At 67.0% G+C, this 23271-nt stretch carries 28 protein-coding genes; 12 read left to right on the top strand and 16 right to left on the bottom strand.

Going from position 1 to position 23271, the window contains the following annotated elements:
- The first annotated feature begins 30 nt into the window (after positions 1 to 30).
- Both ACEOAB_RS08390 and ACEOAB_RS08385 read left to right on the top strand, forming a co-directional pair.
- Positions 31 to 1044, top strand: a complete 1014-nt coding sequence (locus ACEOAB_RS08390) for a sensor histidine kinase (protein WP_495653831.1) — start codon at positions 31 to 33, stop codon at positions 1042 to 1044.
- 26 nt (positions 1045 to 1070) lie between these two features.
- Positions 1071 to 1901, top strand: coding sequence for a LytR/AlgR family response regulator transcription factor (locus tag ACEOAB_RS08385; protein WP_413749251.1), 831 nt, complete (start codon positions 1071 to 1073; stop codon positions 1899 to 1901).
- 81 nt (positions 1902 to 1982) lie between these two features.
- On the opposite strand, the gene ACEOAB_RS08380 is transcribed toward ACEOAB_RS08385, so the two are convergent.
- Entirely contained in the window at positions 1983 to 2324 is a 342-nt protein-coding gene (locus ACEOAB_RS08380; protein ID WP_056587714.1) for a hypothetical protein, read from the bottom strand.
- Positions 2325 to 2473: 149 nt separating this feature from the next.
- Here ACEOAB_RS08380 and ACEOAB_RS08375 point away from each other — a divergent pair, with 149 nt between their 5' ends.
- Positions 2474 to 4288, top strand: a complete 1815-nt coding sequence (locus ACEOAB_RS08375; protein ID WP_413749250.1) for a glutamine--tRNA ligase/YqeY domain fusion protein — start codon at positions 2474 to 2476, stop codon at positions 4286 to 4288.
- A gap of 11 nt (positions 4289 to 4299) precedes the next feature.
- On the opposite strand, the gene ACEOAB_RS08370 is transcribed toward ACEOAB_RS08375, so the two are convergent.
- Positions 4300 to 4605, bottom strand: coding sequence for a hypothetical protein (locus ACEOAB_RS08370; RefSeq protein WP_413749249.1), 306 nt, complete (start codon positions 4603 to 4605; stop codon positions 4300 to 4302).
- 86 nt (positions 4606 to 4691) lie between these two features.
- Here ACEOAB_RS08370 and ACEOAB_RS08365 point away from each other — a divergent pair, with 86 nt between their 5' ends.
- The 4 genes from ACEOAB_RS08365 (at position 4692) to ACEOAB_RS08350 (ending at position 7542) form a co-directional block, all read left to right on the top strand.
- Complete coding sequence (locus ACEOAB_RS08365) at positions 4692 to 5240, top strand: rRNA large subunit pseudouridine synthase E (protein WP_413749248.1); 549 nt, start codon at positions 4692 to 4694, stop codon at positions 5238 to 5240.
- A 34-nt stretch (positions 5241 to 5274) separates the two neighbouring features.
- Positions 5275 to 6180 (top strand): peptidoglycan DD-metalloendopeptidase family protein, encoded by a 906-nt coding sequence (locus tag ACEOAB_RS08360; protein ID WP_413749247.1) that lies wholly within the window; start codon positions 5275 to 5277, stop codon positions 6178 to 6180.
- Positions 6181 to 6253: 73 nt separating this feature from the next.
- Complete coding sequence (locus tag ACEOAB_RS08355; RefSeq protein WP_495653596.1) at positions 6254 to 7204, top strand: restriction endonuclease; 951 nt, start codon at positions 6254 to 6256, stop codon at positions 7202 to 7204.
- Between the two features lie 14 nt (positions 7205 to 7218).
- Complete coding sequence (locus ACEOAB_RS08350; protein ID WP_413749245.1) at positions 7219 to 7542, top strand: hypothetical protein; 324 nt, start codon at positions 7219 to 7221, stop codon at positions 7540 to 7542.
- A 10-nt stretch (positions 7543 to 7552) separates the two neighbouring features.
- Here the strand turns inward: ACEOAB_RS08350 and ACEOAB_RS08345 are convergent, their stop codons facing one another.
- The 4 genes from ACEOAB_RS08345 to ACEOAB_RS08330 all read right to left on the bottom strand — a co-directional run bounded on the left by ACEOAB_RS08345 (position 7553) and on the right by ACEOAB_RS08330 (position 11908).
- On the bottom strand, positions 7553 to 8488 hold the full coding sequence (locus ACEOAB_RS08345) for a M14 family metallopeptidase (protein ID WP_413749244.1): 936 nt from the start codon (positions 8486 to 8488) through the stop codon (positions 7553 to 7555).
- Positions 8489 to 8600: 112 nt separating this feature from the next.
- On the bottom strand, positions 8601 to 9572 hold the full coding sequence (locus tag ACEOAB_RS08340) for an MBL fold metallo-hydrolase (protein ID WP_413749243.1): 972 nt from the start codon (positions 9570 to 9572) through the stop codon (positions 8601 to 8603).
- A gap of 76 nt (positions 9573 to 9648) precedes the next feature.
- Entirely contained in the window at positions 9649 to 10851 is a 1203-nt protein-coding gene (locus tag ACEOAB_RS08335; RefSeq protein ID WP_495653595.1) for an ammonium transporter, read from the bottom strand.
- A gap of 151 nt (positions 10852 to 11002) precedes the next feature.
- Positions 11003 to 11908, bottom strand: a complete 906-nt coding sequence (locus tag ACEOAB_RS08330; protein ID WP_413749242.1) for a LytTR family DNA-binding domain-containing protein — start codon at positions 11906 to 11908, stop codon at positions 11003 to 11005.
- Positions 11909 to 12063: 155 nt separating this feature from the next.
- Between ACEOAB_RS08330 and ACEOAB_RS08325 the strand changes: the two genes are divergently transcribed.
- On the top strand, positions 12064 to 13284 hold the full coding sequence (locus ACEOAB_RS08325; protein WP_413749241.1) for an acyltransferase family protein: 1221 nt from the start codon (positions 12064 to 12066) through the stop codon (positions 13282 to 13284).
- Here the strand turns inward: ACEOAB_RS08325 and ACEOAB_RS08320 are convergent.
- Positions 13214 to 13648 carry a PaaI family thioesterase gene (locus ACEOAB_RS08320; RefSeq protein WP_413749240.1) on the bottom strand — a complete coding sequence of 145 codons (435 nt, stop codon included), beginning with the start codon at positions 13646 to 13648 and terminating at the stop codon, positions 13214 to 13216. The two genes, ACEOAB_RS08325 and ACEOAB_RS08320, sit on opposite strands and share 71 nt — an antisense overlap.
- Before the next feature lie 163 nt (positions 13649 to 13811).
- Positions 13812 to 14774 carry a ribosome biogenesis GTPase YlqF gene (gene ylqF / locus ACEOAB_RS08315; RefSeq protein ID WP_413749239.1) on the bottom strand — a complete coding sequence of 321 codons (963 nt, stop codon included), beginning with the start codon at positions 14772 to 14774 and terminating at the stop codon, positions 13812 to 13814.
- A 209-nt stretch (positions 14775 to 14983) separates the two neighbouring features.
- On the opposite strand from ylqF, the gene ACEOAB_RS08310 reads away from it, so the two are divergent.
- The 3 genes from ACEOAB_RS08310 to ACEOAB_RS08300 all read left to right on the top strand — a co-directional run bounded on the left by ACEOAB_RS08310 (position 14984) and on the right by ACEOAB_RS08300 (position 16657).
- Complete coding sequence (locus ACEOAB_RS08310) at positions 14984 to 15598, top strand: cell envelope protein SmpA (RefSeq protein ID WP_056587675.1); 615 nt, start codon at positions 14984 to 14986, stop codon at positions 15596 to 15598.
- Positions 15599 to 15743: 145 nt separating this feature from the next.
- On the top strand, positions 15744 to 16172 hold the full coding sequence (locus ACEOAB_RS08305) for a CBS domain-containing protein (RefSeq protein ID WP_413749238.1): 429 nt from the start codon (positions 15744 to 15746) through the stop codon (positions 16170 to 16172).
- 125 nt (positions 16173 to 16297) lie between these two features.
- A complete protein-coding gene (locus ACEOAB_RS08300) occupies positions 16298 to 16657 on the top strand; it encodes an HPF/RaiA family ribosome-associated protein (protein WP_007833857.1) in 360 nt (119 codons plus the stop codon).
- Between the two features lie 6 nt (positions 16658 to 16663).
- On the opposite strand, the gene ACEOAB_RS08295 is transcribed toward ACEOAB_RS08300, so the two are convergent.
- From ACEOAB_RS08295 to ACEOAB_RS08265, 7 genes are all read right to left on the bottom strand, one after another.
- Positions 16664 to 17113, bottom strand: a complete 450-nt coding sequence (locus ACEOAB_RS08295) for a MerR family transcriptional regulator (protein ID WP_495653594.1) — start codon at positions 17111 to 17113, stop codon at positions 16664 to 16666.
- Positions 17103 to 17531 (bottom strand): nuclear transport factor 2 family protein, encoded by a 429-nt coding sequence (locus ACEOAB_RS08290; protein WP_413749236.1) that lies wholly within the window; start codon positions 17529 to 17531, stop codon positions 17103 to 17105. Before ACEOAB_RS08290 ends, ACEOAB_RS08295 begins: the two co-directional genes overlap by 11 nt.
- A 101-nt stretch (positions 17532 to 17632) precedes the next feature.
- Entirely contained in the window at positions 17633 to 18559 is a 927-nt protein-coding gene (locus tag ACEOAB_RS08285; protein WP_056587666.1) for an SDR family NAD(P)-dependent oxidoreductase, read from the bottom strand.
- Between the two features lie 96 nt (positions 18560 to 18655).
- Positions 18656 to 19039 (bottom strand): response regulator, encoded by a 384-nt coding sequence (locus ACEOAB_RS08280; RefSeq protein ID WP_413751455.1) that lies wholly within the window; start codon positions 19037 to 19039, stop codon positions 18656 to 18658.
- Between the two features lie 124 nt (positions 19040 to 19163).
- On the bottom strand, positions 19164 to 20720 hold the full coding sequence (gene gshA, locus ACEOAB_RS08275) for a glutamate--cysteine ligase (RefSeq protein ID WP_495653593.1): 1557 nt from the start codon (positions 20718 to 20720) through the stop codon (positions 19164 to 19166).
- A 152-nt stretch (positions 20721 to 20872) separates the two neighbouring features.
- Positions 20873 to 21190 (bottom strand): putative quinol monooxygenase, encoded by a 318-nt coding sequence (locus ACEOAB_RS08270; protein ID WP_413749349.1) that lies wholly within the window; start codon positions 21188 to 21190, stop codon positions 20873 to 20875.
- Positions 21187 to 21876: an alpha/beta hydrolase gene (locus tag ACEOAB_RS08265; protein ID WP_413749348.1), complete on the bottom strand. Its 690-nt coding sequence runs from the start codon at positions 21874 to 21876 to the stop codon at positions 21187 to 21189. The genes ACEOAB_RS08270 and ACEOAB_RS08265 overlap by 4 nt, the downstream gene beginning before the upstream one ends.
- Positions 21877 to 22047: 171 nt before the next feature.
- On the opposite strand from ACEOAB_RS08265, the gene ACEOAB_RS08260 reads away from it, so the two are divergent.
- A complete protein-coding gene (locus tag ACEOAB_RS08260) occupies positions 22048 to 22533 on the top strand; it encodes a Fur family transcriptional regulator (protein WP_413749347.1) in 486 nt (161 codons plus the stop codon).
- On the opposite strand, the gene ACEOAB_RS08255 is transcribed toward ACEOAB_RS08260, so the two are convergent.
- Positions 22527 to 23240: a DUF899 family protein gene (locus tag ACEOAB_RS08255; protein WP_413749346.1), complete on the bottom strand. Its 714-nt coding sequence runs from the start codon at positions 23238 to 23240 to the stop codon at positions 22527 to 22529. The two genes, ACEOAB_RS08260 and ACEOAB_RS08255, sit on opposite strands and share 7 nt — an antisense overlap.
- Positions 23241 to 23271 lie beyond the last annotated feature (31 nt).

Below are 23271 nucleotides of genomic sequence, written 5' to 3'. Positions count from 1 at the left end.
AACAGGTTCGCGCCCGAGAACCTGCGGAGCATGCTGCGGCATGGCCTGATCACCGCCGTCTTCTGCTGCCTCATCGCCATCGCGATGACCCTCACCGGCGGCGGCAACTGGGCTGGCCACCTGGTCTATTCGCTGGCGATCGGCACCGTGAGCTGGCTCTTCATCGACATCGGCCGGCTGCTGATCAGCGGACACCGCGAAACCCTCTGGCCAGGATGGCCGGCGGGCTTTCTCCTGATCGTCATGGGCATGGTCGTCGGCTTCTTCGTCGGCAATCTCATCGGCGACGCCTGGTTCGGCGCGCCTCGATTCGACTTTCTCGAATTCAAGGACCACAAGCTGGCCACCGCCGCCACGATCACCATCATCGCGACGGTCGGCATGTGCTTCTTCTTCTACAGCCTTGGCAAAAGCAAGCACATGCGCAGCCAGATCGAGCTGGCACAGCGCAACGCCACGGAGGCGCGGCTCAAGCTGCTGGAGACGCAGCTCGAGCCACACATGCTGTTCAACACGCTGGCCAACCTGCGCGTGCTGATCACTGTCGACCCGCCGCGCGCCGTGGCCATGCTCGACCGGCTCAACAGCTACCTGCGCATGACCTTGAGCGGCTCGCGCGCGCTGTCGCATCCACTGTCGGCCGAGTTCGAGCGGCTGGGCGACTACCTCGAACTGATGTCGGTGCGCATGGGCGAGCGCCTGCGCTACACCCTCGACCTGCCGGACGACCTGCGCGATGCGCCCGTACCGCCGCTGCTGCTGCAGCCGCTGGTGGAAAACAGCATTCGCCACGGGCTGGAGCCGAAGGTGGAAGGCGGCGAGATCGTCGTGCGCGCCCGCAGGCAGGCCGGCCTGCTGGAGATCGAGGTGAGCGACACCGGCGTGGGCCTCGATGCCGCACCGCCTTCTGAAGGCAGCGGCTTCGGGCTCGAGCAGGTGCGCGAGCGGCTGGCCACGGTATACGGCGCGCAGGGCCGCATGAGCCTCGCGCCCTCGCGCGCCGGCGGCACCCGCGCCACGCTGAGCCTTCCCTCGCCCGTCTGAACAACATCATCCACAACAACAACCAGATGACCCCGACCGCCCTCATTGCCGAAGACGAACCCCTGCTCGCTCAAGCCCTCAAGGCCGAGCTGGCCGCCGCATGGCCCGAACTGCAGATCGTCGCCACAGCAGGCGACGGCCGCAGCGCCGTGCGCGAGGCGTTGCGCCTGCAGCCGCAGGTGCTGTTCTTCGATATCCGCATGCCCGGCCTCGACGGCCTGGGTGCCGCCGCCGAACTGGCCGACAACTGGCCCGTCGACGAGGCGCCGATGCCCCAACTGGTGTTCGTGACGGCCTACGACGAATACGCCACCCGCGCCTTCGAGGCCCAAGCCATCGACTACGTGCTCAAGCCCGTGCAGCCCGGGCGCCTGCGCAAGACCGTGGGCCGGCTGCAGCAGGCACTGGCCGCGCGGCAACCTGCGCCCACATCCGCCGTGGCCGACGAAGCGCTCGAACGAACGCTAGCCCAGTGGCGCCAGGTACTGACGGCCGCCGGAGCCGGCGCGGCAACAACGCCCCCCGCCCCGCTGCGCATGATCGCCGCCAGCGACGCCGGCGGCAGCACCGTGCGCATGGTGCCCATCGACGAAGTGCTGTACTTCGAAGCCGCCGACAAATACCTGCGCGTGCTGACCGCCTCGCACGAATACCTGATCCGCACGCCCCTCAAGCAATTGCTGATCCAGCTCGACGCCGACACCTTCTGGCAGGTGCACCGGGCGGTGGTGGTGCGCAGTTCGGCCATCGAATCGGTGCACCGCGACGAGGCCGGCAAGCTGCACCTGATGCTGCGTGGCAGGGCCGAGAAGATCCCGGTCAGCCGCTTGTACGCCCATCTTTTTCGCGCCATGTGAAATCGGCTGGCACGCGCCCATAGAAAAAGCCGGCCCTTTGGGGGCCGGCTTTTTTCATTCAGTCACGAATGACGTTGCGATTTAGCGCCAGTGGCCGTGGCCGTGGTGGTAGCCGCGACCGTAGTAGCGCGGGCCGTAGTAGGCCGGCGGACCGTAGTAGACAGGGGCCGGACGGTAGTACACGGGCGGCGGGTTGTAGTAGACCGGGGCCGGGGGTGCGTAGTACACGGGTGCCGGCGGCGCATAGACCGGCGCCGGGTAGTAGGCCGGAGCGCCCACGCCCACTGCCACACCGGGAAGGCCGACACCGACCGACCAGCTCACGTCGCCGCGGGCGCTGGCGGAAGTGGCTGCGAACAGTGCACCGGCTGCCACCACGCCTGCGGTGGCCCATTTGAAGAAAGTTGAACGTGTGAGGCTCATGATCCTGGACTCCTTGTTTCTGTGGGCTGCGTTCGGATCTGAACCGCCCATGGATGTATTGAACGCGGCAAATGCAAAGGGGGTGCACCGGGCATTGTGAAGAACGTTGCCAAAGGTAACCTATAAGGGGTGCCCTCTAGAATGAAGCAATGACCTCCCCGACCGACAAAAACGGCGCCAAAACGACCGCTGCACCAAGCAATTTCCTGCGCCACGTGATCGAGAACGATCTCGCACAGGGTGCTTATTCTGGCCGCAAATGGGGCGGATCGCCCGGCAACGCCACCCACCACGCCCAGGGCATGGCCGACCCGGCCAGGGTGCGCATGCGCTTTCCGCCCGAGCCCAACGGCTACCTGCACATCGGCCATGCCAAGAGCATCTGGCTCAACTTCGAGCTGGCCAAGGAATACGGCGGCGTGAGCCACCTGCGCTTCGACGACACCAACCCCGAGAAGGAAGACCAGGAATACGTCGACTCCATCCGCGACGCGGTGAAGTGGCTGGGCTACGAAACCTACCTCGCCGACCGCCCCAGCGCCCCAGGCACGCTGCAGCCGCACGAGTATTTCGCGAGCAACTACTTCGACTTCATGTACGAGGCCGCCGAATACCTCATCGGCGCCGGCCTCGCCTACGTTGACGAACAGACCGCCGATGAAGTGCGTGCGAACCGCGGCGACTTCAACACGCCCGGCACCGACAGCCCCTTCCGCACCCGCACGCCCGAGGAAAACCTCGCGCGCTTTCGCGCCATGCGCGACGGCCAGGTGGCCGACGGCGCCGCCATCCTGCGCGCGAAGATCGACATGGCCAGCACCAACATCAACATGCGCGACCCCGCGCTGTACCGCGTGCGCCGGGCCACCCACCACAACACCGGCGACAAGTGGTGCATCTACCCGATGTACACCTATGCGCACCCCATCGAGGACGCGCTGGAGCAGATCACCCACAGCATCTGCACGCTGGAGTTCGAAGACCAGCGCCCCTTCTACGACTGGCTGCTCGACCGTCTCGCCGAAGGCGGCTTGGTCGCCAGCCCGCACCCGCGCCAGTACGAATTCGCCCGCCTCAACGTGACCCACGTGCTCACCAGCAAGCGCAAGCTGCGCCAGCTGGTCGAAGAGAAATACGTCGACGGCTGGGACGATCCGCGCATGCCCACCATCGCCGGCCTGCGCCGCCGCGGCTACACGCCCGAGGCGCTGCGGCTGTTCTGCGAACGCAGCGGCACGACCAAGTCAGGCGGCTGGATCGATTACGCCAGCCTCGAAGCCGCGCTGCGCGACACATTGGACCCGATCGCCCCGCGCGCGATGGCCGTGCTCGACCCGGTCAAGCTCGTCATCACCAACTGGGGCGAGTTGATGGGCGGCGACGGCACGCTCGACGATTGCTCGGCGCCGGTTCACCCCCACCACCCCGAGATGGGCCATCGCGAGTTCAAGCTCGGCCGCGAGGTATGGATCGAACGCACCGACTACGAAGAAGTGCAACCCAAGGGCTTCTTCCGCCTGTTCCCGGGCAACAAGGTGCGGCTCAAGTACGGCCACGTCATCGAATGCACCGGCGGCACCAAGGATGCGAGCGGCAAACTCGTCGAAGTGCAGGCCACGCTGGTTCCGGACACCAAGAGCGGTACGCCCGGCGCGGATGCGATCAAGGTAAAGGGCAACATCACCTGGGTGGCGGCCGCGGATGCGGTGCAGGCCGAGGTGCGGCTGTACGAGCGGCTGTTTGCCGCGGCCCATCCGGGCAGCGGTGAACTGCTGGACGAGCTGAACACGGCGAGCCTGGAGGTGTGCTCGGCGTTCGTCGAGCCTTCGCTGGCCAAGGCCGAAGCCGGTGTCGGCATTCAGTTCGAGCGGCACGGGTACTTCGTGCTCGACGCCAAGGCCAGCGCGGACGGCAAGCCCGTGTTCAACCGCGCGGCGGGGATGCGGGACAGCTGGGGCAAGTAAGCCCTGCGCCGCTATCCGGGCCGCTTGTAGACCACGCCCAGCACCGCACTGTTCTCGTCGGTGGTGCACACGGCGGAGCGTCCCTGCGGCCCGACCTTCAGGTTGATCGTGTAGACGCCGTCGCGCGGCGTCGTGCCGCTGTCCACCACGATGCTGCCGGGCGGCACACGCAGTTCGCGCGCGGCCGCAGCGACGCAGTTCTTGACGCTCGCCTCGGGCGCGCCGCCGACGCGCAGGGATGAGCTGCTGCAGGCGGCCATCGAAAGGCCTGCTGCCGCCGCCACGCACGCGAGAGGGATGTGGCTTCGCATCGTCATGCCGGGTTCTCCTGTGTGATGAGCCGATTGGAATCCCCGAGGCGGTCCGGATGCTGCAGGACAGACCCGGGCTATCCTGTGCGCTCATGACTTTTCCGAGCTCTTCCCGCCTGATCCGTTTCAACAAGCCTTACGGCGTCCTCAGCCAGTTCACGCCCGAGGGCCGCTGGCGCGGCCTGAAGGACTTCATCGACATCCCCGGCGTCTACGTCGCCGGCCGGCTCGATGCCGACAGCGAGGGCCTGCTGCTGCTCACCGACGACGGCAAGCTCCAGGCGCGCATCGCCGATCCGCGCTTCAAGATGGAGAAGATCTACTGGGTGCAGGTGGAAGGCGTGCCGACCGAGGCAGCGCTCGCAGCATTGCGCAGCGGCGTGCAACTCAATGATGGCCCTACGCGACCGGCCAGGGCGCGGCTGCTCGATCCACCGCCCGAAGTCTGGGAGCGGCAGCCTCCCATCCGCGAACGCAAGAACATTCCCACCGCGTGGCTTGAGCTGGCGATCAGCGAAGGCCGCAACCGCCAGGTGCGGCGGATGACGGCAGCCGTGGGGCTTCCGACGCTGCGACTGATCCGCGCGGCAATCGGGCCTCACACGCTCAATGGCCTGGCGCCCGGAACCTGGAGCGAATAGCACCCTCCATCCAACCTATTCCCGTCCTCTTCACATGAAGCAAACGCCCTCCTCTTTCCTCGCAACTCTCGCCCTCAACCGCCGCAGCGCCGTGCTCGGCACGATCGGCCTGATCGCCGCGATGCACGCCAACGCTGCGATCAAGTCGACCGCAAAGAAGCAGCCAGCCGCAACACCCGGCGTATGGCCCCGCGCATTGCAGGTGCCCGGCGGCGTCGCCCGCCTGTCGCTGGGCCCGTCGGCCAAGCGGCCCCAGGCCTTCGCGGGCGACATCCCCCTGCTGGTGGTGGGCGATGCCATCGAATGGACCGCGCTGGTAGGCATCCCCCTCGCGACCGAGCCCGGCGAGGCAAGCATCACCGTGCGCGCCGAAGGCAAGCCCGAACGCCAGATCGCCTACACCGTGGCCCCGAAGCAATACCGCGAGCAGCGCCTCACCGTGGCCCCGCGCACCGTCGACCTGTCGCCCGAGGACGAGGCGCGCTACGCCAAGGAACGCGACCACCTCACCAGCGTGATGGCCACCCTCACCGACATGCACCCCGATACCGTACTGCAGATGCGCGTGCCCGTTCCCGGCCGCCGCTCCAGCTCCTTCGGCCTGCGCCGCGTGTTCAACGGCCAGTCGCGCAATCCGCACAGCGGCATGGACATCGCAGCCGGTACCGGCACGCCGGTGCTCGCGCCCCTGCCCGGCAAGGTGATCGACACCGGCGACTATTTCTTCAACGGTGGCACCGTCTGGCTCGACCATGGCGGCGGCCTGCTGACCATGTACTGCCACCTGAGCCGCATCGACGTGAAGGTCGATGACGTGCTGAAGACCGGTGAAGCGCTGGCCGCCGTGGGTGCGACCGGGCGGGTGACGGGGCCGCATCTGCATTGGTCGGTGATGCTGAATCGGGCGATGGTGGACCCGGCGTTGTTCATCGCGGCCTGAGTACTCACCCTGAACTCCTGATTTCGCCCAGCTCCTAAACTCGCGCTACTCATACAAGGGGTGGGTTGGAGCAATGGCCAAACAAACAAGAGCCGAGCGGCGCCGCGAGCGCGCGCGGAGGGAACTGGCAGGCAAGGGATGGATGGCGGCCATCATCGGCGTCATCTTTTTGGTGGGACCGAGTTTCATGCACGGCTCCATCATCGGCACGCTCGGTCCGGCTCTTCGGCCGGCGGGCTGGGCAGCATTGGCCATTGGTGTGGTGCTGCTGGGTTTGCACTACTTCGCCACCCGCAAGACGTCCCTGCCAGAGGTGGAACATGCGGCACCGCAGCCGCCTGCGGCCAAGCCGTCCCGGCCCAAGCCATCCTCTTCTTTTGCCCCTCGGCACGAGCCTGGACTGGCCCCGGCGCCCTCTCAATCCAGCCCTTCTCCCTCCGAGCCCACGCCACAACGCGAACCGCAATGGAGCCCGGGTGTGCTTGCCGCCATTGAATGGCGCCGCTTCGAAGCACTGTGCGAAGCGCTCTACGCCCAAGCCGGATTCACCACGCGCAGCCAATCGCATGGCGCGGACGGCGGCATCGACATCTGGCTTCACTCCAAGCACAGCGACGTCCCACGCATCGTTCAATGCAAGCACTGGCAGAGTAAGGTCGTGGGCGTGAAGGAGATGCGCGAGTTCTTCGGTGTGATGGCATCGCACCAGCTCAAAGGCGGCACCTACGTGACGAGCTCGACTTTCTCCGCCGAAGCCCTCGCCTTCGCGAAGACCAACGGCATTCACGCGCAGGATGGCGCGGCCTTGCTCAAGTTGATCGGCCAACGCACGCCGGAACAGCAGGCCGCATTGCTCGCCGTAGCCTATGAAGGCGAATACTGGCGGCCCACCTGCGCCAGTTGCGGTACGAAGATGGTCGAAAGGAACTCATCGAAGAGCGAGGGAAGCTTCTGGGGCTGCGCCAACTACCCGAAATGCCGGGGCAGGACGATTCCGAAGTCCAAGGCATTCTCAGCAGCCTGAATACAAGGCGAACGATGACCGTTCAGCCAATGTTCACCGAAGCCTGCCTCGCCACATCAATCCGCCCCGGCAGCCAGCGCAACATCCTCGCCCTGCTCAACGACCGCCTGCACCCTGCGCTGCAAGCCGTCGTCGCGGCCGAGGTCTCAGCAGGCAACCGAGTCTGCGACGCCGGTATCGACTGGCCCGACCCCGGCTCGGTCCATGTCACGCTCGACAAGCACTTCGACGGCCGCCATGCCCGCGCCGAAGCCGTATTCAGCCCTTGCGACGACCCGCACTACTGGCACGCGGACTACAGCACCACGGACAAGCCGCGGCACCTCCTGATCTGCTGACTGGCCGGCCTCAGATCGGCTTGGTCAAATACACCGCCTCGCGCCCCACGATCACGCGCTGCGCGGGCATGAAGATCGTGCAGTCGTCGCACAGCGCGCGAATTTCCTCGTCGCCGTTGGTCGCGATCAGCTCATCCTTGGCGAAGGTCTCGAAACCGATCAACGGTCGCACGAAGGCGAAGTCCGGCGACTTGATGACGTGCGTCTGCAGCAGCTGGAAGCGCCGTTGCGGCTCGGGCGCAGGCGCGGCCAGGTTCTTGTCGACGAGGCCGAAGTAGGCGAGGAAGTCGTACGTGACGGCCGTCGCCAGCTCCGATGCCGAGCGCAGGAAGTGTTGGCCGCACTCGACCACCATCGCCACGCCTTTGCCGTCCGGCCCGCCGTGGCTGCCGTACTGGATCAGCGGGGTGCCCGAGCCCAGGCCGTCGGGCATCACGAGGTGCACCGAGGGACGGCCGATGGCCAGCGCGACCTTGGCGTTGCGCTCGAATGCCGGATAGACCCAGAACGGCACGACGGGCTGGCTGGTCGAGTGGATGTCGAGGATGTGGTCGGCCGCATCCACCACCGGGCGCAGGATGCGCGCGCGGCTCAGCTCGGGACTGTCCTCCGTGCCGTCCAGCCACTCGGGCGACCAGATGCGGTTGAGGTTGTGCACGAGCTGGCGGCTGTCGAAGGGCAGCGCCTTGTTGAAGGACTCGTACGCGGCCACGTTGGCAAAACTCACGGTGAGCGTGCCGATCTTCGGGCGCACGTTGTTGTCGAGCAGGTGCGTGGCCGCCGTCATGCCGCAGATCTCGTTGCCGTGCGTCAGCGCGTTGATCAGCACGTGCGGGCCGGGCTTGCCGGACTCGAAGCGGTGCACGTAGTCGACGCCGACGTTGCCCTTGCGGTACGCAGAAAGGTCGCGGGGGAGGACTTCGAGGGCGGGGGGAGATTGAGTCATGGGGCGAATGGTTAAGGCGAAGCGGTCGGCCAGTTTGCTACAGGGCGCGCATTCGCGCCCGAGGACGCAGCAACACCGGGCCGCGCCGCTCGGGCTTCATCCATTCAGCCGGCTATCGCACCTGCTGGTAGTCCACCGGCACCCACACGTAGCCCTTGCCCTCGGCCCGCACGTGCCCCAGCCCCGGGAACGGCAGGTGGGCGCTGCCCACGAGGTAGCGCCCCTTCGCCGCATCCGCATACGCCTTCTTGCGCTCGACCGCCGCCGGCTTCGAGTCGACGTCGAACGAGATGGTGACCTGCGGCTGCGCGAACTGCACGGCGGCCACGTGCATCAGGTCGCCCCACAGCACCAGCTTCTGGCCCTTGGACTCGACGACGTAGATGTTGTGGCCCGGCGTGTGGCCGTGGGCGGGCACGGCCTTGATGCCGGGCAGCAGGTCGGTGCCACCCTTCATGCCCTTGAACTTGCCGGCCTCCACGTACGGGTTCAGCGACGCCATCGCGCCCTGAAAGAAGTCCTTCATCTCGGCGGGGGCCTTCTCCAGGTTGGCCTTGCTCAGCCAGAAGTCGGCGTCTTCCTGGCCGGCATGGATGGTGGCGTTGGGGAACACCAGCTTGCCGTCCTGCACGAGGCCGCCGACGTGGTCGCCGTGCATGTGGGTGATGAGCACGTCGTCGACCTGGTCGGGCTGGTAGCCCGCAGCCTTGAGGTTGGCCTGCAGGCTGCCGAGCGTGGGGCCGAACAGGCCGCCGGCACCGGTGTCGACCAGCACCAGCTTGCTGCCGGTGTTGATGAGGTAGCCGTTCACCGAGGTGGGCACGGCGTCCTTCTCGAAGCCGCGATCGAGCAGCTTGCCGACCTGCGCCTGTGTGGTGTTGGTGAGCAGCTTCTTGGGTTCGAGGTCGAGGGTGCCGTCGAACAGCGCGGTCACCTCGAAGTCGCCGAGCATCATGCGGTAGAAGCCAGGCGCCTGGGTCTTGACCTGCGGGGCGCCGGCCTGCGCCGCGAACGAAAGCATCAACAGGCTGCCGGCCAGTGCGGTGATGCCGCGGCGCAGCCAGCGGGCGGGTGTTCTTGTCATGGGTTCTACTCCTCGGCAGTTGTAAGGGGCGCCGAGAATAGCCCAAGCAGGCCCATCCTGCTGCGATGGCTGGCGATTACCAGTTGACCTCTCGCTCGGGCGTGGCCGAGATGTGATGAATCGACAGGTCGGCGCCGTCGAACTCCTCCTCCTGCGACAGCCGCAGTCCCACCGAAGCCTTGAGCGCGCCATACACCGCCGCACCCGCCAGCGCGGCCCAGGCCACGCCGATGACGGTGCCGATGAGCTGCGCCCACACGTTCACCCCGCCGATGCCGCCCAGCGCCTGCGTGCCGAAGATGCCCGCCGCAATGCCGCCCCAGGTGCCGCACAGGCCGTGCAGCGGCCACACGCCGAGCACGTCGTCAATCTTCCATTTGTTCTGCACCAGCGTGAACATGTAGACGAAGATCGCGCCCGCCACGCCGCCCACCACCAGCGCGCCCAGCGGATGCATCAGGTCGGAGCCGGCGCACACGGCCACCAGGCCGGCGAGCGGGCCGTCGTAGACGAAGCCGGGGTCGTTCTTGCCCATGGCCAGCGCGACCAGCGTGCCGCCGACCATCGCCATCAGCGAGTTGACGGCCACGAGGCCGGAGATCTTGTCGATGCTCTGCGCGCTCATCACGTTGAAGCCGAACCAGCCCACGCACAGCACCCACGCACCGAGCGCGAGGAACGGGATGTTCGACGGCGGATGCGCACTCAGCGAGCCGTCGCCCCTGTAGCGGTTGCGCCGCGCGCCGAGCAACAGCACCGCCGGCAACGCGAGCCAGCCGCCCACCGCGTGCACCACCACCGAGCCCGCGAAGTCATGGAACTCGTGGCCCGTGAGCGAGGCGATCCAGCCCTGGATGCCGAAGTGCTTGTTCCATGCGATGCCCTCGTACAGCGGGTAGACGAAACCGACGATCACGGCCGTGGCAATCAGCTGCGGCCAGAACTTGGCGCGCTCGGCGATGCCGCCCGAGATGATGGCCGGGATCGCTGCCGCGAAGGTGAGCAGGAAGAAGAACTTCACCAGCTCGTAGCCGCTCTTTTCCGCCAGCTCGGTGGCACCGACGAAGAAATGCGTGCCATAGGCCACGCCGTAGCCCACGAGGAAATACACGATGGTCGAGACCGAGAAGTCGACCAGGATCTTCACCAGCGCATTGACCTGGTTCTTCTTGCGTACGGTGCCCAGTTCGAGAAAGGCAAAACCGGCGTGCATGGCCAGAACCATGATGGCGCCGAGAAGGATGAACAGCGCGTCTGCGCCCTGTTTGAGTGCGTCCATTGAAGCTTCTTGCTGATTTTTGATTTGGATTGGTGCGCCGCACCCGAATGACCTGTAGGGGTGGGCCAATGAAGCAAAAATGGTGCCTGAAAGCTCTTTGATGGTGCGCAATGAACCAAAACGGACTGCCGTGAGCCCGCCATGCACCTGTTCAGCCCGCACTGGCGCGCAACGCGTCCCGGTAGCGGCGGCTGCAGGGCACGGTGGTGCCGTCGTGCATGTGCAGCCGCGCATCGCCGCCGTCCAGCGGCTCGATTTCCTTGATTCGGCCCAGGTTCACCGCATGGCTTCGGTGCACCCGAACGAAGCGGACGGGGTCGAGCTGCGCCAGGAAGTCGGTCAGCGTGGCGCGCAGCAGGTAGTCATGGCCGTTGACGTGCAGGCCGACGTAGTTGCCCTCGGCCTGGAGCCAGTCGATGTCGGTAGCGGCGATGAGGAATTCGCGGCGCAGCTTGCGCACCAGGAAGCGCTCGGGGCGCACGGGTGGCGACAAGGCTTCGGGCTCGGCGGGTGCGGCTCCCTCCGGTTCCGCCGGAGCCTCCGGCGCATCGAGCACCCGCGCCTCGCCCTGCAGCCGCAGCATGAACAGCCGATAGGCCCAGATGCCGAAGACGATGCTCGCGTACACCCGCACGTCCTTCAGGTACTCGTAGCCCCATTGGTCGACCCAGCCGCCGAAGTCGTAGCGCTCGCCGGCGATCGCGTAGACGACTGCGCGCAACCCGAACATGCCCACCACGTGGACCACGCTGAACGCCACGCTCGCCAACGCATGCCAGGCCAGGAAGCGCACCCAGTGCCCGCGCGCCAGCGGCGACAGCCGGCGCTCGACGGCGACCAGCGCCGGGATCAGCAGCAACAGCACCAGGTGGCTCGACCCTTCCCAGGTCGCGACCTCCCAGTTCGCGCGCGGCACAGCGCGCGTGCGCATGTCGACGATCGCGACCATCGTGCTGAACACGGTCTGCAGGGCCATCAGCACGATCCAGAACGCCACCTCCACGGGGCGGCGGATCGGCTCGTAGCGCTCGTAGAGGTTCCTGCGTGGGTCTCCCATGGGGCGGGATTCTCCCGAAAACGGGCCCGGGGGCAGTGAATTTCGTCCCTCGGGGCCACCGCTCGTCACAAAGCGGGGGGCATCCGTCCCCCGGATACGCCGCGCAGCCGCCACGGGCCCGAGCATCGCGGCTTCTTTGCTTCGAGGAGCTTGCGATGAACATCGCCGCCAACCCGCCCTGCCATCGCCGCCACGACATCGACGCCCTGCGCGCGCTGGCCTTCCTGTTCGTCATCCTCTATCACGCGGGCATGTACTACGTGGCCGACTGGCCCTGGCACCTCAAGAGCCCGCACGCGGCCGAATGGCTGCAGTGGCCGATGCGCATCCTGAACCTCTGGCGCATGGACCTCGTCTTCCTGGTCTCGGGCGTGTCGCTCGGCTTCCTGAGCCGGGGCCAGGGAACCTGGGGCCTGCTGCGCAGCCGGGGCCTGCGGCTGATGCTGCCACTGGCCTTCGGCATGGCGGTGATCGTGCCGTACCAGGCCTATGCGCAGGGCGTGGCCAACGGGCTGGTCGCGCCAGGCTTCGGCGCCTTCGTGCTGCGCTACCTGTCGATGGCCGAACCCTGGCCGAAGCGGGCCTTCGACGGCGCGGAGTTCGGCATCACCTGGAACCACCTCTGGTACCTGCCCTATCTGTTCACCTACACGGCGCTGGTCGCGCTGACGCTGCCGCTGTGGAATTCCGCCGCCGGCCAATGGCTGCGGCGCGGCTTCAACGGCCTGCGGGGCTGGAAGCTGCTGATGCTGCCGGCGGTGCCGCTGCTCGTCTTCACCACGCTGCTGGCCTCGCGCTTTCCACCCACGCACAACCTGGTGCGCGACTTCCACCTGCACAGCCTGTATTTCACGATGTTCCTCTACGGCTACTGGATGGGCGTGGACACCGACGTGTGGAGGGAGCTGGAGCGGCTGCGCCGGGTGTCGCTCGCGCTGGCGGTCGCGGTGATCGCCGCCCTCATCGCGCTACGGACCGGCGCGATGGGCCCGGCGTCCGGCCTGCCGATGGACACCCTGCGCGTGCTCTACCTGTGGCTGGCCGTCGCGGCCATCCTCGGCCATGCCCACAGCCACCTGAACCGCCCATGGCCCTGGCTTCGCTGGGCCAACGAGTCGGTGTACCCGTGGTACGTGCTGCACCAGACGCTGATCATCGCCGCCGCGAGCGCGCTGGCGCCGCTTGCGCTCGGCCCGGTGCTGGAGCCCGCGCTGCTGGTGGCGCTCACGGTGTTTGGCTGCTGGGCGCTGACCGACGGGCTGATCCGCCGCGTGAACTGGCTTCGGCCGCTGTTCGGGCTGAAGCTCAGGCAGCCGGCTTCGCCGCAGCCTCTTCCACCGGAACCAGGATGGCGTTCCCCGTCGCCACGAGCTTGAGCGCATCGTCGCCTCCGCCTTCGGGTTGCGCATAAAGCTCGGACGCAACGAACACCTGCTTGCGCCCGGCCTTCGCCACCCGTGCGCGTGCCACGAAGGCTTGACCCACGGCCGGTAACATGAAGTTCACCGAGAAGTGCGAGGTCATCACGCGGCCGGCCAGCGTGGCGGCTGCGTAGCCGCTCACGGTATCGAGCAGTGCGGAGATCATCCCCGCGTGGAGGAAGCCGGCGTATTGCCCCATGTCTTCCTTGCGCCATTTCATGCGCAGCTCGGCCTCGCCGTTGCCGGCCTGGGTGGCCTCGATGCCGGCCCAGCGATTGAAGGATGCGGTTTCGTTGAGAGCCTTGAAGGTTTCGAGCATGGCGTGTCCTTTGCGGGGGCGGGTGTGAGAAGCGGTTCAAGCCACTCTACGAACCACGCAGGACAAGCGCCGTCACGCGCGTGACGGGCGGGGTAGTGAACAGTTGCATTGGCGACAGCGGCGCTCTTCGCGCCGGAGTGGCGGGCGTCTCTCAGGCGCTCTCTCAGGCGTCCTGTTCGGGCGCGATCTCGGGCTTCGGCTTGCCCCTGTGCTTGCGCGCCGCCTTCTTCGCCGCGCGCTCGGCATCGGCACGCTGGCCATCGGCCAGCCACAGCGCGAACTCGTCGGGCGTTTCGAGCGTGATCCGCCCCAGGTTGCCCGCGCGAAACTCGTGCATCACGATCTCCGCTGCCTTTTGAAGGTTGACGCGGCCCTTGCCCAGCAGCGCGCCGCGCTTGCGGCCGATGGTGTCGAGCAGCGCTTCGTCCTTCATGCCGGCCATGGTCTCGGTGTCGAGCTCCACGAGCTTGAAGCGCGCGGCCACGCCCGCGGCGTAGTGCGTCTTGAGGTAGTTGAGCAATTCCAGCGCCACCTCTTCCTCGTCGAAGGCGTTGCGCCCCACCGCGCCGCTGGCTGCGAGGTTGTAGCCGCTCTTGGGCACGATGATGCGCGGCCACAGCATGCCGGGCGTGTCCCACAGGTAGAAGTCGTCGGCCAGCGTGATGCGCTGTTCGAGCTTGGTGATGCCGGCCTCGTCGCCGGTCTTGGCCTTGCGCCCGCCGGTGAGCGTGTTGATGAGGGTCGACTTGCCCACGTTGGGAATACCGCAGATCAGCACGCGCATCGGCTTGGCCATGCCGCCGCGGTTGGGTGAAAGCTCGTGGCAGGCCTTCACGAGTTGTTGCGCGGGTGTGGTCTGGCTCGCATCGAGCCCGATGGCGCGCGTGGCGGGCAGCGCGTTGTAGTGCGCCAGCCAGAGTGCGGTGCGCGCGGGGTCGGCCAGGTCCTGCTTGTTGAGCACCTTCAGCGTGGGCCGCCCGGCCGTGAGCTCGGCCAGCATCGGGTTGGCGCTGGAGCCGGGCAGGCGCGCATCGAGCAGTTCGATGACCACGTCGATGTCCTTCACCCGCTCGGTGATGGCCTTCTGGGTCGCATACATGTGACCGGGGAACCACTGGATCGCCATCGGTTGGCTCTTTCTTTCGCGCTGTTTGGGAATGGGGTGGCCACCGAAAGGGGGCCGGGTGCGCATTGTGAACCGGGAACCTGAACGGGACCTTGTTGCTACGCTTTCGATAGCTGGATGCGGGCATTCTGCCTTCGCTTCGGGCCTGTTCGATCCTAGAATCCGCGCGCTGCCCCGCGCAGCCACTCCAACAACTTCGAGGGAAATCCATGTTCAAGCGCCTTGCCGCTGCCGCCCTGCTGGCAGCCATCGTCGTGCCCGCGACCGTCACCGTCGCCCATGCCCAGCGGCCCTCTCCTCCCCCCGGCCCCATGATCAACGGCTACCTGTGCTGCAACATGCGCACCTACGGCGACTCGATCAGCGACATCAACTACGACGAGCAGGGCACGAGCATCGTCGCGGTGGGCACGCCGGCGCGCATCACCGCGTACGACTTCCGCTGGTTCAACCTGGATCTGGCCGGCAAGCCGCAGCGCATCAAGAACGACTACAGCCGCAACATCCCGTTGCCTGCGTTCGCGCAGCGCTATGTGGTGACCGAAGACCCGAAGCAGAAGATGGCGGCCTTCCCGCCCGCCGTGCGCGACGCCATCCTCGCCGTGAAGGTGATGCCCGGCATGACGCGCGAGCAGGTGCTGATGGCCATCGGCTACCCGGTTGCCAGCGAGAACCCCAGCCTCGACGCGCCCGTGTGGCGCTACTGGCGCGACAGCTGGTCGGAGTTCCAGGTGCAGTTCGACGAGAAGGGCCTTGTGAAGACAGTGGTGGGCGATCCCGTGGCGTTGAGCCGCATGCTGGCCGCCGCGCCCGCCCAGCCTTAAGTTCTCGCGCATTGCGCGTGCGTTGCAAACACGCGCAATCCCCTAGGGGGTTTGCATCGCGGGGGCAGTCATCGCCCCTATGATTTGACCGAGTGCGGCGCCCGAGCGTCGGTCGAATCGAAACCCTTTGATGGAGTTACCCGCGATGAAACCCGTCTCCGAACTGCTCAAGCGCCATGATTCCGCAGCATGGCGCACCTCCCCCGACACCAGCGTGTTCGATGCGCTCTCCACCTTGGCGCGCTTCGAGGTGGGCGCGCTGATGGTGATGGACGGCGAGAAGCTGGTGGGCTTCCTGTCCGAACGCGACTACACCCGCAAGGTCGCGCTGCAGGGCAAGAACTCGAAGGAAGTGAAGGTGCGCGACATCATGACGCCCGACGTGATGACCGTCACCCCGCAGACCCGCACGCGCGCCTGCATGACGCTGATGAGCCAGCGCAAGTTTCGCCACCTGCCGGTGGTCGACGGCGAGAAGGTCATCGGCATGATCTCCATCCAGGACCTGATGGACGACATCATCTCGGACCACGAGGCCACCATCGAGCAGCTGACCACGTACATCCAGAGCTGAACCTCTGTTGCCCCGCCTTGCGGACCCTGCCCGGCGCATGGGTAGGAAACAGGCCTACGCACGCCGGGGCACACGGGGGCGCACAGTGGGCCTTCGTTCATCCATCCATCCAGCAGGAATATTGCATGCAGATTCAGGTCAACACGAGCAACGGCATCACGAACAAGGACGCGCTGGAGCGTTGGGCCGACACCGAGATCAAGCAGCACCTGAGCCGTTTCGTCGACGACGTGACGCGCGTCGAAGTGCACTTGAGCGACGAGAACCACGACAAGACTGGCGGCGGCGACAAGTGCTGCGTGATGGAAGCGCGCCTGGCGCACCACCAGCCGCTGGCGGTGACGCAGCACGCTACCAGCCTCGACGAGGCCTTCCGCGGCGCGGCCGACAAGCTCAAGCGCTTGCTGGACAACACGCTGGGGCGCCTGCACAACCACCGCGACCGCGGCTCGATCCGCACCGACCCGGGCTTCATCGCGGAGTAGGTCCGCTCACCTGCCCTTGCGCTTCGGTGGCTTCGGGCCGGGCGTTTTTTCGGCGGGAACGAGCGGCGGGCGGTGGCCGCTGGCCATCCATTCGTCGTAGAAGCCGATCTTGCGGTCGACCAGTGACAGCGCCCGCGTCCACTCGGCAATGGTCTGCGTCACGCGCTCGCGGTGCGCGGCGAGCATGTCGCGCCGCTGGCGCAGCGTGACCTTGCCCTGTACTGCCAGCGCGGTGTATTCGCGCATCTCGGCAATCGACATGCCGGTGCGGCGCAGGCGCTCCATCAGATCGAGCCAGCCGACGTGCAGCTCGACGTAGAGGCGCCGGCCGCCCTCGTCGCGCGCCACGCCGGGCACCAGGCCCTGCGTCTCGTACCAGCGGATGGCGTGCACCGTGCGGCCGGTGCGCGTGGCCAGCTCGCCGATGTGGAAAGGCGTGCCGCCGTCAGCCGGCATGGGCGGCAACGGCGATCGGGGGCGCCTGCAGCGCCTCCTGGACCAGTGCGGTGTCGAAGTACTCGGTCAGCTCTTTCACCTTGCCTCCTTCGAGTCGATAGACGTAGCAGTAGCGGTTGTTGTAGCGCTTGCCGGCCTTGGTGGGCACGTCGCCGCTGAACAGCACCACGACGCGGTCGCCCTCGGCGATGATGCGTTCGGTCTTGCTCACGTAGGGCGCCGCGAATTGCGCGAAGAGCGGGTTCAGCAGCTCCTCCCGGATCGCCTTCTTGCCCCGGTAGGTGCGCGACCACGGGGTGGTGCCTTCGAGCTTCCAGCTGGCGTCGTCCGCCAGGCTGTCGACGAAGGCCTGGCCGTTGCCCTTGTCCAGCTCGTCATGGATGCGCTGGACCAGGGCCTTGTTGTCGATCGTGTTCATGGCTTGATTTCCTTGGATTGAATGAACCGGATACCCGGAGAATTCATTGGAAATGCTCGAGTGCACTCGAGGTCAAGCGCCATGGGCACCATGGACGTCGATCAGCCCCTCTTCGCGTTCGCCATGCCCTTGGCGACTTCGTTCGCGCCCTGCGCAGTACCGCTCTGCGGCACGACCTCGCCTTCGCGCTGCGTGACCTCCGACAGGCGCGCCGCCAGTTGCTCCGGCGTGTCGGCGTCGATGCCCAGCCAGGCGCCCTGCGTCAGCGTGATGTGCGCGGCCTCGAAGGTGCCAGCGCCCGCGCACAGGATGGTGCGGTTGGGCGCGTCCTGGGCGGCCAGCACCAGCATCGCGGGCACCACGGCCTCGGGGCGGAAGGCCTCCAGCATTTCCTTGGGGAACAGGTCCTCGGTCATGCGGGTGGCGGCGGTGGGCGCCAGGCAGTTCACGCGGATGTCGTTCTTCGCGCCTTCGATGCTCAAGGTCTGCATCAGGCCCACCAGCGCGAGCTTGGCCGCGCCGTAGTTGCTCTGGCCGAAGTTGCCGTACAGGCCCGACGACGAGGTGGTCATCACGATGCGGCCGTACTTCTGCTCGTTCATGAGCGCCCAGACGGCCTTGGTGCAGTTCACCGCGCCCATCAGGTGCACGTCGACCACCAGCTTGAAATCGGCCAGCTCCATCTTGGCGAAGCTCTTGTCGCGCAGGATGCCGGCGTTGTTGACCAGGATGTCGACGCGGCCCCAGGCGTCGACCGCCTGCTGGACCATGGCCTGCACCGCCTCGAAGTCCGTGACGGACGCGCCATTGGCAATAGCTTCGCCGCCCGCGGCCTTGATCTCGTCGACCACCGCCTGCGCGGCACTCACCGAACCGCCGGAGCCATCGCGCGCGCCGCCCAGGTCGTTGACCACCACCTTCGCGCCGCGCGCGGCCAGCGCCAGCGCGTGCTGGCGGCCGAGGCCGCCGCCCGCGCCGGTCACGATGGCCACGCGGCCCTTGAAGTCGATGCTGCTGTTGTTGCTCATTTCTCTCTGTCGCTTTCCTGGGAGTTGCTCGGCGCCGCCTCGGGCGGCAGCGTGGCGTTTTACCCCAGAAGGCGTACGACCCCAGTCGTGCGCGCGTCACCCGGGAGAGCGCACCTTCTCGCAGAAGGCCACCAGCTGGTCGAGTTCGGCCGATTTGTCGAAGAAGGCATCGGCGCCCAGCGCGCGCGAACGCTCGCGCATGTCGGCGGTGGCGTAGTTGCTGAGCACGACCACCTTCTGGTGCGGCGCCCGGTGACGGCAGGCGCGAATCACGCCGAACCCGTTGCCGCGCTGGAGGAACAGGTCGATGATGATCAGGTCCCAGTCGTCCTTGGAGGCGTGCAGGCGCAGCCACTCGATGGCCTCCTGCTCGGTGCTCGCGGAAGCCACGACTTGTGCCTCGGCCACGTCTTCCAGAAAACCGGCCAGGTTCTCCCGGATCACCGGGCTGTCTTCGACGAGATACGCCTTGAACCGCATGGCGGCCATCTTCGCCCCGGCCCGTTTGCACGCGGTGGGCAATGCGGGTCAATGCCTGTAGGTCATCCGCCCCCGCCCCTGTCGTCAAGCGAAGGAGGCTCGAAACGAAGACTGAACCAAAGTCCTAAGCGGCGACGGCCATGCGGCCGCGTGACACGCCCAGGCGCGCGGGCGAGACGTACTGCTCGCGGTAGATCTCGAAGGGCATGGTGTCGGCCGCCTCGATGCGCTTCTGCTCCTGCAGCGACTCGGCCGTCATCTGCTCGAATTCGGCCTGCTGCGCGGCCGGGAACGGCAGGCCCAGCAGCGTAGCGCGGGTCTGCTCGGACTGGGCGCGCACGAAGCCGATGAAGGAGTTGCCGTGGTCTTTCTCGACGGCCGCGAGTACGCGTGCCGAGGGCAGGCTGTCGGGGTTGTGCAGCGCGGCCCTGGCGGCGCGCACCGCGTCGGCATGCGCCGTGCCGCCCTGCGCCGCGTCGAGCGCGGCGGCGATGGGCTGGCACTGCTCGACCAGCTCCAGGCCCCAGTCGGCCAGCGCCACCTCGCGCCCGCCGCGCAGCAGCTTCAGGCCCGGCTCGCGGCCGCGCGCGGCCGTGAGGTGCTGGTTCTGTGCGAGCTCGGCGATTTCCTGCGGCGTGTCGTCGGGGCTGTCGCTCAGCAGACAGTGCAGCAGGAACACGTCGATGAAGCGCATCGTCTGCGCGTTGATGCCGACGGTTTCGAAGGGGTCGAGGTCCATCAGGCGCACCTCGACGTATTCCACACCGCGCTCGCGCAGCGCATGCAGCGGGCGCTCGCCGGGGTTGATCACGCGCTTGGGACGGATGGTGCCGTAGAACTCGTTCTCGATCTGCAGCAGGCTGGTGCCCAGCTGGTTGTAGTCGCCGCCGAGGTTGCGGATGCCGATGGCTTCGTATGCCGGCCACGGGCGCGTGAGCGCGTCCTGCAGCGAGGCCGCGTAGCCCTCGAGGCTGTTGTAGCTCACGGCCAGCGAGGCCTGCGCATCGCTCTGGTAGCCCAGGCGGCCCATACGCAGCGAGGTGCCGTGCGGCATGAACATGCTGCCATCGCCCAGCGGCTGCAGTTCGTGCGGGCGACCCGCCACGAAGCTCGAACACAGGGCCGGCGAGGCGCCGAACAGGTACAGCAGCAAAAAGGCCTGGCGGCGGAAATTGCGGATCAGCGCGAAGTACTGTTCGCTCGACACGTCGGGCAGCGACCAGTTGTAGTGGATGCCCGAGATGGTCTGCATGCGGCGGCCATAACGGTGGCTCAGGCCCATGCGGTAGACGCTCTTGGCGCGGCCCACGTTCGATGAGCCGTAGCGGCCGATCGGAATCGTCTCGTCGGTCGGCAGGCCGCAGGGCATGCTCGACACCCAGAGGCGCTCGTCTCCGAGCTGGTCGAGCACGCGGTAGGTGAACTGGTGAACCCGCGTCAGTTCCTCGAGTGCCGATTCGACGCCCGCATGCACGCCCGTGATGAGTTCGAGCTGCGATTCGCTGAAGTCGGTGGTGATGTGCGGATGCGTGAGCGCGGAGCCCAGGGCGATCGGATGCGGCGTCAGCGCGAGCTTGCCGTCGGGGAGCGCGCGCAGGCTTTCCTTCTCGATGCCACGCCGCATGCCCTTCAGTCGTGCGGCTGAAAGTGCAACCAGTCTCTCCTGCAATCTGTTGCTCATATTGTTATACCCATCAATCTTCTGAGGGGCTGGAAGGTAGCACGGGCGCGCGGGCATTGCTCGTGCAGGGAATCCCTCGCCCCGCTACCCTGTTGCTCGCTATGTTTTTGATAGCTCTCTGCATAGGCAGCGCCGCGGATGGCGCGTGAAGCTCAGGCCCTGGTGCGGCCCGCCGACAGATCGATCTCGCTCGACTCGTAGACGTGCATCTCCGGCGTGCCGTCGGCCATGGCCGCGAGCGCCTTGCCGAAAGCCCGCGAGGCATCCACGCGGAAGTGCACCTGCAGCGCGGCCATGTCGCTCCAGCGCTCCACGAAAGTCAGGCGCAGCGGCTCCTGCGCGTCGGTAGCGACCTCGTGCGAGATGCAGCCGGGCTCGGCGCGCGAGCGCAGCACGTGCTCGGTGCTGATGGCGAGCATCGCCTGCAGGGTGTCGGGCTTTGCCAGGGCGTGTCCGATGACCAGAATCATTTTGTTGCCTCCTTCGACAAGTTTCGGCCGAGCACCCGCAGCAGGAAGCTGTTGAGGTCGGCGATTTCTTCCATGCACACCGAATGCGCCATCGTGTATTCGTGCCACTCGACGGCATGGCCCAGAGCGGCCAGCGCGTCGCGCGAGCGCATCGCGGCGGCCAGGGGCACCACGGGGTCCTGCCGGCCGTGGGCGAGGAACACGGGCGTTTCGTGGTTGGCTGCGTGCCGCTCGGCCGCCGTGGTGGCCGCGATCGGCAGGTAGCCGGAGAGGCCGACGATGCCGGCCAGGCGCTCGATGTGGCGCAGGCCCGTCATGAGCGCCATCGCGCAGCCTTGCGAGAAGCCGGCCACCACGATGCGGCTGGCGGCGATGCCACGGGCCTTTTCATTCGAGATGATCGCCTCGATGGTCGCCTGCGAGCGGCGCAGGCCGGCCTCGTCCTCCTGCGCCGCCAGGTCGGGCAAGGCGATGTCGTACCAGGCCGGCATCTGGTAGCCGCCATTGATGGTCACGGGCATCACCGGCGCATTGGGGAACACGAAGCGCACCGGGCCCACGGCCGAGAGGTCGAGTTCGTTGGCGATGGGCACGAAATCGTTGCCGTCGGCGCCGAGGCCGTGCATCACGATCACCGTGGCGATGGGATTGGGGGCGGTTTCGATCTCGATGGGGGGACGGGACATGGTCGGACAAAGGTATTCAGGAATGCGGATGGCCAGACCTTAGCGCATTCGGGGCCCGCCACAAGAACCGAAACGACCGGTTGGCTGGCTTGCACATCGTTGCGCCGGTGTGCTGCGTTCCGGAGATACGGCCCACGGCGCTGCGGAATGCAACACAATGGCGTTTCGCCTATGAAGACCACCACCTCGCGTCCGAAGTCCGCCCTGGCCCCGCCGTTCGACAGCGAAGCCCTGCTGCGCGGCAGCGGTCTGCGCGTGACCCGCGCCGCGCAGACCGTGCTCGAACTGATCGAACACAGCTCGCAACCGCTGACGCATGAGGAAGTGGCCGCGGCCTACACCACGGCCACCGGCGAAGCGCCCGACCGCGTGACCATCTACCGCGTGCTCGACCGCCTGGTCGAGGCCGGCCTGTGCGACCGCCGCGTGGTCGCCGACCGCATCAACCGCTTCTCGCGCCACGTGGAGGCCGAGTCGGGCAACATCTTCGAATGCGACCAGTGCCACAAGGTGCTGGCGCTGCCGTCAGACCCCGAGCTGCCGAAGATGATGGGCCGGCTGGGGCGGACCTTGCGCAAGCAGGGCATCGACACGCGCCGCACCGCACTCACGCTGCACGGCACCTGCGGCAACTGCGCGAGATCGCAGGTTCAATAGGCAAGCTTCGGATACCAGTCCGTCCCCCGCCCTTCGGGCGTCAGGTCGAGCAGGTTCCATATCGGCATCGCATCGGGCGCGCCGCGCGGGTCCTGCCCCGGGTCCGCGGTTCCGAGGCCCATTTCACTGCCCCAGAAGTGGCGAATCGTCCGGCCCTCGCGCCGGAACACATTGAATGCCGGGTTGTCGCCGCTGTCGGGCGTCTCGCCGGCGTAGTCGCGGTTGAAGGTGTTGCCGGCCGATGAGTACAGCGGCAGGTGCCGCCAGCCCCGCTCCCTGGCGAAAGCCGTCATCCGCTCGATCGGCGAGCTCGCGACGACCGCGAACGCCACACGCTGCAGGATATCGGGCATCTCGCCGTCGTAGGCGCTCAGCAGCGAGGTGCACATGGGGCACGGACGCTCGCGTTTCGGGCCATACATCCAGTTGTAGGTGATGAGCGTGCCGTGCTTGCCGAAGAGTTCGGAGAACCTGACCGGCCCGCCGACTCCCTGAAACTCGTAGTCCTGCGGCACCTCGCCGCCCGGGGGCAGCGCGCGGCGCATTTCCGCGACGCGTTCGATGCGTCGGCGCAAATCGATCTCCTCGGCAAGGAGTTCCGTGCGAGCCCGCCGGTAGGCGACGCTTTCGCCCGGGAACCGGACGGAACTGGAATGGGCAAGCCGGCTGGCGGATACCAGTTCGGTGGCTTCGGCTGGGGCGGACATGGCAGGTCACCTCCTGGGGTGATTGAAGGGA

The sequence above is a fragment of the Variovorax sp. Varisp53 genome (genome assembly GCF_059491555.1).
This window is presented reverse-complemented; position numbering and strand designations above follow the sequence as displayed.